The organism is Falsiroseomonas oryziterrae (genome assembly GCF_021864505.1).
Classification (GTDB): domain Bacteria; phylum Pseudomonadota; class Alphaproteobacteria; order Acetobacterales; family Acetobacteraceae; genus Falsiroseomonas; species Falsiroseomonas oryziterrae.
In genome coordinates this window covers 1-11,291 of the sequence record NZ_JAKJIB010000110.1, presented here as the reverse complement: position 1 = coordinate 11,291, position 11,291 = coordinate 1, and the positions used below count along the sequence as shown (strand labels likewise).

General features: G+C 72.5%; 11 protein-coding genes. 5 read left to right on the top strand and 6 right to left on the bottom strand.

The window, feature by feature from the left end:
• Positions 1-833, top strand: an 833-nt coding sequence (locus tag L2I40_RS11080; protein WP_237215019.1) for an ATP-binding cassette domain-containing protein, incomplete at its 5' end; no start/stop codon positions are given.
• 110 nt (positions 834-943) lie between these two features.
• On the opposite strand, the gene L2I40_RS11075 is transcribed toward L2I40_RS11080, so the two are convergent.
• The 5 genes from L2I40_RS11075 to L2I40_RS11055 form a co-directional block, all read right to left on the bottom strand.
• Complete coding sequence (locus L2I40_RS11075; protein ID WP_237215018.1) at positions 944-1,696, bottom strand: amino acid ABC transporter ATP-binding protein; 753 nt, start codon at positions 1,694-1,696, stop codon at positions 944-946.
• 5 nt (positions 1,697-1,701) lie between these two features.
• Positions 1,702-2,580, bottom strand: coding sequence for an amino acid ABC transporter permease (locus tag L2I40_RS11070; protein ID WP_237215017.1), 879 nt, complete (start codon positions 2,578-2,580; stop codon positions 1,702-1,704).
• Positions 2,577-3,323 carry an amino acid ABC transporter permease gene (locus tag L2I40_RS11065; RefSeq protein ID WP_237215016.1) on the bottom strand — a complete coding sequence of 249 codons (747 nt, stop codon included), beginning with the start codon at positions 3,321-3,323 and terminating at the stop codon, positions 2,577-2,579. The genes L2I40_RS11070 and L2I40_RS11065 overlap by 4 nt, the downstream gene beginning before the upstream one ends.
• A gap of 55 nt (positions 3,324-3,378) precedes the next feature.
• Positions 3,379-4,260: a transporter substrate-binding domain-containing protein gene (locus L2I40_RS11060; protein WP_237215015.1), complete on the bottom strand. Its 882-nt coding sequence runs from the start codon at positions 4,258-4,260 to the stop codon at positions 3,379-3,381.
• A gap of 142 nt (positions 4,261-4,402) precedes the next feature.
• Positions 4,403-5,461, bottom strand: coding sequence for a GlxA family transcriptional regulator (locus L2I40_RS11055; protein ID WP_237215014.1), 1,059 nt, complete (start codon positions 5,459-5,461; stop codon positions 4,403-4,405).
• A 59-nt stretch (positions 5,462-5,520) separates the two neighbouring features.
• Here L2I40_RS11055 and L2I40_RS11050 point away from each other — a divergent pair, with 59 nt between their 5' ends.
• The 4 genes from L2I40_RS11050 to L2I40_RS11035 are packed head-to-tail and all read left to right on the top strand — an operon-like array spanning position 5,521 to position 10,654.
• Complete coding sequence (locus tag L2I40_RS11050) at positions 5,521-6,771, top strand: sarcosine oxidase subunit beta family protein (RefSeq protein WP_237215013.1); 1,251 nt, start codon at positions 5,521-5,523, stop codon at positions 6,769-6,771.
• 13 nt (positions 6,772-6,784) lie between these two features.
• A complete protein-coding gene (locus L2I40_RS11045; RefSeq protein WP_237215012.1) occupies positions 6,785-7,045 on the top strand; it encodes a sarcosine oxidase subunit delta in 261 nt (86 codons plus the stop codon).
• On the top strand, positions 7,042-10,062 hold the full coding sequence (locus tag L2I40_RS11040) for a sarcosine oxidase subunit alpha family protein (protein ID WP_237215011.1): 3,021 nt from the start codon (positions 7,042-7,044) through the stop codon (positions 10,060-10,062). The genes L2I40_RS11045 and L2I40_RS11040 overlap by 4 nt, the downstream gene beginning before the upstream one ends.
• Positions 10,055-10,654, top strand: coding sequence for a sarcosine oxidase subunit gamma (locus L2I40_RS11035; RefSeq protein ID WP_237215010.1), 600 nt, complete (start codon positions 10,055-10,057; stop codon positions 10,652-10,654). Before L2I40_RS11040 ends, L2I40_RS11035 begins: the two co-directional genes overlap by 8 nt.
• Before the next feature lie 30 nt (positions 10,655-10,684).
• Here the strand turns inward: L2I40_RS11035 and L2I40_RS11030 are convergent.
• Positions 10,685-11,291, bottom strand: a 607-nt coding sequence (locus L2I40_RS11030) for an SDR family NAD(P)-dependent oxidoreductase (RefSeq protein ID WP_237215009.1), incomplete at its 5' end; no start/stop codon positions are given.

Sequence of the window (11,291 nt, the reverse complement as noted above, 5' to 3'; positions counted from 1 at the left end):
CGCCGGAACCGCCGCTGATCGAGGCGCGCGACCTCTCCGTCGTCTTCCCGGGTCGGGGCGGCTGGCTGCGCCGCGGCCGGCCGGTGGAGGCGGTGCGCGGCGTCTCGCTCGCGATCCGCCCGGGCGAGGTCGTCGCGCTGGTCGGCGGCTCCGGTTCCGGCAAGACGACGCTCGGACGCGCGCTGCTGCGCCTCGCGCCGATCAACGGCGGCGAACTGCTGTTCCGCGGCCAGGCCATGACGCAGGCCGGCGGGGCGGCGCTGCTGCCCCTGCGGCTTGCCTGCCAGATCGTCTTCCAGGATCCCTATTCCTCGCTCGATCCGCGCATGCGGGTGCGCGAGATCGTGGCGGAGCCGCTGCGCCTTCCCGCCGGCCTGCCGTATCGCGAACGCCTGGCGCGCGCCGAGGCGATGCTGAAGGAGGTCGGGCTCGGCGGCTTCGGCGATCGCTTCCCGCATGCGCTGTCCGGCGGCCAGCGCCAGCGCGTGGCGATCGCGCGCGCATTGGTCCGCGACCCCGAGTTCGTGGTGGCGGACGAGGCCGTCAGCGCGCTGGACGCGACGGTGCGGAAGCAGGTGCTCGCGCTGCTGGCCGAACTGCAGAGTCGGCGCCGCTTCGCATGCCTCTTCGTGACCCACGACCTTGGGGTCGTCGAGGAGATCGCGGACCGGATCGTGGTCATGCAGCAGGGCTGCATCGTGGAGGAAGGCGAGCGCGACGCCGTCCTGGACCGGCCCCGCAACGACTACACCCGAGCGCTGCTTGCCGCCGCGCCGAAGCCGCCGCATCCCGCGCCGGTCAGCGACGGGCTCCCGCCGCTGCCCGCCGACTGAAGGTGTGCGGCAGCGACGCCGGCCCGGCAGCTGACCGGGCGCTGCTCTAGGTTCAAGATTCCTAGAGCAAGAAATCCAATCTGACTGATTCAGTCAGATTGGATATTGCTCTAGAGGATCCGCCCGAGGAACTCCCGCGTGCGCGGGTCGCGGGGTGCGGAGAAGAGCTCGGCAGGCGGCGCGTGCTCGACGATCACGCCGCGGTCGGTGAAGTAGACGTGGTCCGCGACCTCGCGCGCGAAGCCCATCTCGTGCGTCACCAGGAGGCAGGTCATCCCCTCCTCGGCGAGCTCGCGGATGGTGACGAGCACCTCCTTCACCGTCTCGGGATCCAGCGCCGCCGTCACCTCGTCGAACAGCATGACCTCCGGCTGCATGCAGAGGCTGCGGGCGATCGCCACGCGCTGCTGCTGCCCGCCGGAGAGCTCGCCCGGATAGGCGCCCTCCTTGCCCTCAAGCCGCACCTTGCGGAGCAGCTCCCGCGCGCGCTGCTCCACCTCGCGCCGGTCCTGCCGCAGCACGTGGACCGGCGCCATCATCACGTTCTGCAGCGCCGTCCGGTGCGGGAAGAGGTTGTACTGCTGGAAGACCATGCCCACGCGCCGCCGCAGCACGATCTTGTCGAGCTTCGGGTCGGTCACCTCGATGCCGCTGACGGTGATGGTCCCTGCATCCAGCGGGACCAGCGCGTTGATGCAGCGCAGCAGCGTGGACTTGCCTGAGCCCGAGGGGCCGATGATGCAGATCGCCTCGCCCTTCGCGACCTCGAGGGAGACGCCCTTCAGCACCTCGACATCGCCGAAGCGCTTGTGGGCGTCGCGGATGGAGACGAGAGGCGCCTCGCCGCGTGCCGGGTCGCGCATGGCCGTCAGATCCTCACCTGCGCGCGCCGCTCGAGCCAGCGCGTCGCGCGCGCGATCGGGTAGCAATAGACGAAGAACGCGAGCAGCAGCAGCCCGTAGACCGGGATCAGCAGGTCGCCGCGGCGCTCCGCGTTCAGCGCTCCGCGCGCGAGCGTCATCGCCTCCTCGACGCCGACGATGGAAGCGAGCGGCGTGGACATGATCAGGATCGCGTAGAGGTTCATCCAGGGCGGCAGCATCCGCTTCAGGCATTGCGGCAGGATCACCATGCGGAGCGTCTGGCCGCGGCTGAAGGCGAGGCTCTCGGCCGCTTCCCACTGGCCCTTCGCCAGGGATTGCACGGCGCCACGCACGATCTCGCTGACATTGGCCATCACCGGCAGGGTGAGCCCGAGGGTCGCGCGCAGCCAGTTCGGGATCTCGATCACCTCGCCCGCGATCGTCACGCGGTAGGGCAGCATGAAGATGCAGTAGAACAACAGCACCAGCCAGGGCGCGTTGCGGAAGAACTGCGTCAGGAACCAGGATCCCGCCCGCACCGGCGCCAGCAGGGAGATCTGCGCCAGGCCGAGCAGGACGCCGAGCAGCGTGCCGCAGGTCATGGCGACCACGCTGATCGCGATGTTGAGCAGGAACCCCTGTCCCACCAGCGGCGTCCATTTCCAGATCGTCGCCAGCACGCTCTCCTGCCCGGGCGCGGACTGCGCCTGCGCCGCCGCGGCGGAGAGAAGAACCGTCACGAGGATCGCCGCTCCCCAGCGCGCATCGAGCGTCACGCGCGGCAGCGCCAGCCGGCGCTCCTCGGCGGCACGGCGCGCCAGGCGGTCGGCGGCCGGCAGCAGCACCGGGAGGTCGGTGCCGGACGGGAGCGGGCGCGGCCTCATGCGCCGTAGCCTGGCATGCGCATGGCCCTCTCCCAGCAATGCATGAGCCAGACCAGCAGGCTCACCAGCGCGATGTAGAGCAGCAGCAGCACGTTCATCATCTCGGTGACGTTCAGCGCGTCGGACCAGATCTGGTTGGCGACGTAGAGCATCTCCGGCACGCCGATCGCATAGGCCAGCGTCGTCGTCTTCACCAGGTTGACCAGGTTGTTGTTCAGCGCCGGCAGGCAGACGCGGAAGGCCAGCGGCAGCACGACGTGGCGATAGGCGCCGAGGCGCGAGTAGCCCAGCGCTTCCGTCGCCTCGATGGTGGAGCGCGGCACCGCCTCGATCCCGCTGCGGAAGATCTCCACGTTGAAGGCGCCCGCGAAGAGAGAGAGCGCGACGAGCGCCCATGCGAAGTTGGAGACCAGCGGGACTTCCATCCCGATGTCGTCCGGCACGGTGGGCGTGATGGCGCCGAGGGCGAAGAAGAAGAAGTACATCTGCACGAGCGGCGGCGTGTTGCGGAAGAAGGCGACGTAGCCGTTGACCAGCCAGGCCAGCGGCCGGATGCGCGAGCCCTGCGCGAAGGCGCCGACGATCCCGATGGCGACCGAGAGCAGGACCGACAGCGCCGCGAGCTCGCAGGTCAGCAGGAAGGCGCGCCAGAAGCGCGCCGCGTCGAAGGGATCGTAGAAGATCGTGAAGTTGAGGCCCGTCGTGGCGCGGAGGTCGCGGAAGAACTCGGCGATCAGCTCCATGCGCGCATCCCCCGCAGCGGGGCGGCTCCGGGCGACGCCGCCCGCTGCGGTGCGGTCACTGGCGGATGTGGTCGCGCATCGCCTCGTGCATCCGGCGGAGGAAGGGGCTTTCGGCGATGCCCGCCTCCCTCTCCCAGGTCAGCAGCTGGCCGCTGCGGTGCCAGCTGCTCACCATGCCCGACATGAAGCGGCCCCAGGGCCCGTTCAGGTCGGCCAGGCGCACCGCGAGCCCCCAGGGCGTGTCGCTCTGGCTCGGGAGCGGCTGGTGCCAGTCGCGCCACCGGCCGGAGGGATCGGCCAGCATCACCGCGATCAGGTTGTCGTCGTAGATCCAGCCCAGGCAGCGCCGCTGCGTCAGCGCCGTCTCGACCTCCGCGATGCCGGTGAAGGCCACGATCTCGACGCCGAAGCGCTCGGTCGCCGGGCGGTTGTACCAGGCCCCCTGGATGGCGCAGAGCTGCCGACCGCGCAGCTGCTCCCATTCGCGCACGTTGACGTTGCGCGGCATGATCACGTTGAAGCCCGAGGAATAGTAGTTCGGGTGCACGATACCGACGATGCCGCGCCGCTCCGCCGTGTCGGACATCGTCGCGATCATCAGGTCGATCTGGCCCTGGGCGAGGAACTGCATGCGGTTCGCCGCCACCACGGGCACGAATTCGGGCTGCACGCCGAGCGAGCGCGCGACGTCGCGCGCCATCTCGATCTCCATGCCCTCGAACTGCCCCTGCGGATTGCGGAAGCCCCAGGGCCGGTAGTCGGCGCGCACGCCGACGCGCAGCCGGCCCTCGCGCAGGATGCGCTGCAGCGTGTCGGAGGCCTGGGCCTGCGCGCCTGCCGGCGCCGCGGGCGCCTGCTGGGCGCCGGCCGGCGCGACGAGTCCGAAGCCCAATGCCACGGCCACCAGGGCGCGCCTGGTCATGCGTGCGAGGCTCATCCCGAACACCTCCTCTTCCTCGGCCGCGCCAGGCGGCGCGCCCGCCTCCTGTCGGAGGCGCTCCCTGCGGCGGAATACTCGCCGGCGGCGTTCCGGCACCGTTGCCCGGGAGCGAACATTTCTTGCCCGGCAGCGACAGCGCTCACGCCGCGACGCGGCCGCGCTCCGAACTCGGCGGCTGGCCGAAGCGCGCGCGGTAGGCGCGCGAGAAATGCGCCGCCGAGGCGAAGCCGGAGGCCATCGCCACCTGCAGCACCGGGAGCGTGGTCTGGCGCAGCAACGCACGCGCGCGGTCCAGCCGCAGCGCGAGGTAATGCGACCCGATCGTGCGCCCGAGATGCGCACGGAACAGCCGCTCGAGCTGCCGGACCGAGACGCCGCCTTCCGCCGCGAGCGCCTCGCGAGCCAGCGGTTCCTCGAGCGTCGCCTCCATCCGCGCCAGCACCGCCAGCAGCGTCGGATGGCCGACGGCGTAGCGCTCTCGCAGGCTCATGCGCTGGCTCTCGCCGCTGTCCCGGACACGCGTGTGCAGGAACCATTCGGAGACGGCGCTGGCCAGCGGGCGGCCATACTCCGCGGCGATGAGGGCCAGCATCATGTCGAGCGCCGCCGTGCCGCCCGAGCTCGTACAGCGATGGCGGTCGATCTCGTAGATGTTGCGGGTCAGCGCGAGGTCGGGGAAGTGCTCGGCCATGGCCGGGATGTACTCCCAGTGCGCGGTGCAGCGGTGGCCGGCCAGCAGCCCGGCCCGCGCCAGCACGAAGGGCCCGCCCGACACGCCGCCGATCCTGACGCCGCGCGCCGCCTGCGCGCGCAGCCAGGACAGCAGCGCCGGGTCGTCGAAGACCGCCGGGTTGCCCCCGGCGCAGACGAAGAGGTCGTCCACCTCCATCGGCCGCTCCAGCCCCTGGTCCGGTAGGATCGCGACGCGATTGGAGGCGAGCACGGGCTGGCCGTCCGGCGAGGCATGGCGCCACCGGTAGAGCTCCTGCCCGGCCAGCTCGTTCGCGGCGCGGTAGGGCTCCATCGCGCAGCCATAGGCCATCAGCGCGAAGCCGGGCAGCAGAAGGAAGCCGATCCGTCGCGGCCCCGCCCGGCCGCGGTCGCGCAGCACCAGCGCGGCCCTGCCCTGCTCGGCCCGGGGGTCGGGCGGGCCGGAGCGGTGGTCGCGGGTCGGCAAGTTTGCGTCGCTCGCGGTCATGGCGCCGAATCTGGTCCTGCGAGGATCGGCGCCTGTCAACAAGCCCCGTCCGAGCCGCCATGCACTACTCGGTCTTCAGCCTGCTTCGGAACGCCCTGAGCGGGAACCGGTCCTGGACGCCCGCCTGGCGCGACCCGGAGCCGAAGCCGGCCTACGACACGGTCATCGTGGGCGGCGGCGGCCACGGCCTCGCCACCGCCTACTACCTGGCGAAGGAGCACGGGATCACCGACGTCGCGGTGGTCGAGAAGGGCTACATCGGCAGCGGCAATGTCGGGCGGAACACCACAATCATCCGCTCCAACTACCTGCTCCCGGCGAACACGCCCTTCTACGAGAAGTCGCTGCAGCTGTGGGAAGGGCTGGAGCAGGACATCAACTACAACGCCATGGTGTCGCAGCGGGGCGTGCTGAACCTCTGCCATTCGGATGCGCAGCGCGACGCCTATGCGCGGCGCGGCAACGCCATGCAGCTCGCGGGCGTGGACGCCGAGCTGCTGGACGCGGCGCAGGTGCGGGCCATGGTCCCCGGCCTCGACATGGACAATGCCCGCTTCCCGGTGAAGGGGGGCCTGCTGCAGCGGCGGGGTGGCACCGTGCGGCACGATGCCGTCGCCTGGGGCTATGCGCGCGCCGCCGATCGCCGGGGCGTGGACATCCTGCAGAACACCGAGGTCACGGGCATCTTGGTGGAGGGCGGCCGCGTCACGGGGGTGGAGACGACGCGCGGCACGATCCGCGCGAAGCGCGTCGGCCTAGCGGCGGCTGGCAATTCCTCGCGCGTCGCGGCGATGGCGGGTCTGCGCCTGCCGATCGAGAGCCACGTGCTGCAGGCCTTCGTGAGCGAGGCGGTGAAGCCGCTGATCCACACCGTCGTCACCTTCGGCGCCGGCCATTTCTACGTCAGCCAGTCGGACAAGGGCGGGCTCGTCTTCGGCGGCGACATCGACGGCTACAACAGCTACGCCCAGCGCGGCAGCCTGCCGGTGGTGGAGGACGTGATGGAAAGCGCCGTCGCGCTGTTCCCCGCCTTCTCGCGCCTGCGCTACCTGCGGCAATGGGGTGGCATCATGGACATGTCCATGGACGGCTCGCCGATCATCGACCGCACGCCGGTGGACGGGCTCTTCCTCAATTGCGGCTGGTGCTACGGCGGCTTCAAGGCGACGCCGGCCAGCGGCTGGTGCTTCGCCCACACCATCGCAACGGGCGCACCGCATGCGCTCAATGCCGGCTTCCGCCTGGATCGCTTCGCCACCGGGCGCGTCGTGGACGAGAAGGGCGCGGGCGCCCAGCCGAACCTGCACTGAAGGGCCGACCGCCATGCGCATCCCCTGTCCCTTCTGCGGCGACCGCGGCAACGAGGAGTTCACGGTGCTCGGCGCCGCCGGCCTCGCGCGCCCCGCTCCGGAGGCCGACGACGCCGCCTGGCACGACTACGTCCACCTGCGCGACAACCCCGCCGGCGCGCATCGCGAGCTCTGGCACCACGTCTTCGGCTGCCGCGCCTGGCTGGTCGTGGAGCGCGACACGCGCACGCACGCCGTGCTGTCGGTGACCCCCGCAAAGGAGCGCGCCGCATGAACGCGCCGCTCGATCCCCGCACCCCCGCAGACCTCGCCCTGTCTCGCCCCGCCCCGGCGCAGCCCTGCCGCCTACCGGCGGGCGGGCTGGTGGACCGGGGCAGGGGGCTGTCCTTCACCTTCGACGGGCGGCGCCTCTCGGGCCTCGCGGGCGACACGCTGGCCTCCGCGCTGCTCGCCAACGGCATCCACCTCGTCGGACGCTCCTTCAAGTATCACCGCCCGCGCGGCATCCTCTCCGCCGGCACCGAGGAGCCGAACGCGCTGGTCGAGCTGCGCTCCGGGGCGCGGCGCGAGCCGAACACGCGCGCGACCATGGCGGAACTCTTCGAGGGTCTCGAGGCGCGGAGCCAGAACCGGTGGCCCTCGCTCGGCCTCGACCTCGGCGCGGTGAACGGGGTCTTCGCGCCGATCCTCGCGGCCGGCTTCTACTACAAGACCTTCATGTGGCCGCCCTCCTTCTGGGAGAAGCTGTACGAGCCGCTGATCCGCCGCGCCGCCGGCCTGGGCCGCGCGCCGGAGGGAGCGGATCCGGACCACTACGAGCGGATGCACGCCTTCTGCGACGTGCTGGTGGTGGGCGGCGGCCCGGCCGGCCTGATGGCCGCCCTCGCTGCCGGCCGGGCCGGCGCCCGCGTGATCCTGGCGGAGGAGGATCGCGAACTCGGCGGACGCCTGCTGGCGGAGGCCGAGGAGGTGGATGGCATGCCGGGCCCCGCCTGGGTGCAGTCCGTCGAAGCCGAGCTCGCCGCCATGCCGCGGGTGCGGCTCCTCCGCCGAACCAGCGCCTTCGCGGTGCTCGACCACGGCGTGGTCGGGGCGGTGGAGCGCGTCGCCGACCACCTGCCCGTCCCGCCCGCGCACCTGCCGCGGCAGCGCTACTGGAAGATCGTCGCGCGGCGCATCGTTCTCGCGGCCGGCGCCATCGAGCGGCCGGTGGTCTTCGGCGGCAACGACCGGCCGGGCGTGATGCTGGGCGGCGCCGTGCGCGCCTACCTGAACCGCTACGCCGTGCGGCCGGGGCAGTCCGCCGTGGTCTTCACCGCCGGCGACGATGGCTGGCGCACCGTCGCTGACCTCGCGCGCGCCGGCGCCTCCGTCGAGGCGGTGGTGGACGCACGCTCCGAGATACCGGCGCAGCAGGCCCGCCTCGCAGCGCGGCTCGGGGCGCGGCTGGTCGCGGGTGGGCGCATCACCGGCACGGCGGGCTGGCACCGGATCGCGGCGGTGGAGATCGGCGACGACCGCGGCTGCACGGAAGGCCGGGGGGCCGACCTGCTTGCCATGGGCGGCGGCTGGACCCCCGCCATCCACCTGTCCTGTCATCGCGGCGGGAAGCCGCGTTGGGACGACGCGCTCGCGGCCTTCCTGCCCGGCACGACGCCGCCCGGCATGTCGGTGGCCGGCGCCGCCGCGGGACGCTTCACCACCGCGGCGGTGCTCGCCGACGGCGCGCGGGAAGGTGCGGCAGCCGCGCGCGACTGCGGCTTCGCCGCGACGGAGCCGCAGGTTCCGCGGGCCGAGGACACGCCGGATGCGCGCGTGGCGCTGTTCCACGTGCCTGCCTCGCGCGGGAAGGCCTTCGTGGACTTCCAGCACGACGTCACGGCGAAGGACGTCGCGCTGGCGCATCGCGAGGGCTTCCGCAGCGTGGAGCATGTGAAGCGCTACACCACGCTCGGCATGGCGACCGACCAGGGCAAGACGGCGAACGTCACCGGCCTCGCCATCCTCGCGGAGATCGCCGGGCGCAGCATCCCGGGCACCGGCACCACGGTCTTCCGCCCACCCTGGACGCCGGTCGCGATCGGCACGATCGCGGGGCACCACCGCGGCAAGGCGTTCCGGCCGACGCGGCGCACGCCGACCCACGCCTGGGCGGCGGCGAACGGCGCCACCTTCGTGGAGGTCGGCCCCTGGCTCCGCGCCCAATGGTACGCCCGCCCCGGCGAGACCGAGTGGCAGCAGAGCGTGGCGCGCGAGGTCGCGGCCGTGCGCAACGCGGCGGGCATCTGCGACGTCTCCACCCTCGGCAAGATCGAGGTGACCGGGCCCGGCGCCGCGGCGCTGCTCGACCTCGTCTACGCGAACACGATCTCCACGCTCGCCGTCGGACGCGTGCGCTACGGGGTGATGCTGCGCGAGGACGGCTTCGTCATGGACGACGGCACCGTCGCCCGCATCGCGGAGGACCGGTTCTTCGTCACCACGACGACGGCGAATGCCGGCAAGGTGCTGCAGCACATGGAGTTCTGCCACCAGGTGCTGCGGCCCGACCTCGACGTCTCCATGATCTCGGTGACGGATGCATGGGCGCAGGTCTCGATCGCCGGCCCCCGTGCGCGGGAGGTGGTGGCAGGCCTCGTGGATCCCGGCCCCGACCTCTCCAACGCCGCGCTGCCGCACATGGCCTGGCGCGCGGTCGGCGTGGACGGCGTGCCGGCGCGGCTCTACCGCCTCTCCTTCTCGGGCGAGCTGGCCTATGAGCTCGGCGTCCCGCCCGACCTCGGCGAAGCGGTCATGCGCCGCGCCGTGGAGCTCGGCGCGACGCCCTACGGCACCGAGGCGCTGGCGGTGCTGCGGATCGAGAAGGGGCACCCGGCCGGCGGCGAGCTGAACGGGCAGACGACGGCCCGCGACCTCGGCCTCGGCCGCATGGTGTCCACGAAGAAGGACTGCATCGGCCGCCGCCTCGCCGAGCGGCCGGCGCTGACGGATCCGGCACGGCCGGTCCTCGTCGGGCTGAAACCAGTGGATGCCCGCACGCCGCTCAGGGCCGGCGCGCACCTGTTCATGCCGGGGGCGGAGCCGGTGACGGCGAACGACCAGGGCTACGTCACCTCGGCGTGCGTCTCGCCGACGCTCGGCCACCCGATCGCATTGGGCCTGCTCTCGCGCGGGGCCGAGCGCGTCGGGGAGCGCGTGCGCGTGCTCGACCCCGTGCGCGGCGGCGACACCGAGGCGGAGGTCTGCGCTCCCTGCTTCGTAGATCCCGAAGGAGTGCGCACCCGTGGCTGACCTCGCTCTGCTTCGCCCGGGACGGCACGGTAGGGCCGACGGTGCGCCGGGCGTCGTTGTGACGCCCATCACCGACATTGCACTGGCCGCCATTTCCGTGCGCGCCGGAACGGAGCCAGTGCTCGCTGAGCGCATGATGGCCGCCATCGGTGTCGCCCCGCCCGCGCGCCCGGCCTGCGCGATGTCCGGCAGCGCGGGACTCGTCTGGTCCGGGCCGGGCCAGTGGCTCGCCCTCCGTCGCGGTCTGGCGGGCGCCGCGCGCCACTGCTTCGCTCAGGACCTCGCAGGCGTCCTGGGCAGCGCCGCCTCCGTCACCGAAATGACGGGCAGCCGCAGCATCCTGCGCCTCTCCGGCCCGTACGCGCGCGACGCGCTGGCGAAGATCGTGCCGGTCGATCTCGACGAGGCCGCCTTCCCGGCCGGCGCCGCGGCACTCACCAATGGTGGCTACATGCCGCTGCAGATCTGGCGTCTCCCGGCGGATGAGCCGGTCTTCGAGCTCGCCTGCTACCGGAGCTATGGCGACAGCCTGGCCGATGCGGTGCTGCAGGCGGCGCGCGAACATGGCTGCGAGGTGCTGAGCGCCGCGTGAGGCCACGGGCGACGACGCCCGCGGCGACGGTCAGAGCAGCGCCTCGAAGCGGCAGTTGACGCGGAGTTCGCCGACCGCAGCAGTGTTCGGCAGGCGGAGCAGGATCTCCACCAGCTCCGCCAGGTCCTCCGGCCGCGTCATGGCCTCGCGCGGGAAGGCGGCGCCCGCGGTCATGTCGGTCGCGACGAAGCCGGGGCAGAGCGCACTGGCGCGGATGCCGTGCTCCCAGCCGAGGCGGCGGACCTCCTGCGTCATGGCGACCAGGGCGAACTTGCTCATCGCGTAGCCGGTGTTGCCGTTGGCGACCCGCTTCCCGGACAGCGAGGCGACGTTGATGACCCGCCCCTGTCCGCTCGCGACAAGATGCGGCCAGGCCGCGCGGATCACGCGCTGCGGCCCCTTCACGTTGACGCGCCACATGCGGTCCGACGGCTCCTCGTCCTCCGCCAGCAGGGGCGCCGGCACCAGGATGCCGGCGGCATTCACGACGGCGTCGAGCCGCCCGAAGCGCGCGAGGGTGGCGGCGACCCAGGCCTCGGCGCTCCCGGCCGCCTCCGCGTCGTAGCGGCAGGGCAGCAGGCCGGGCGCCGCGGCGAGCGCCTTCGGCTCGCGCAGGCCGGCGCTGACCAGCCAGCCC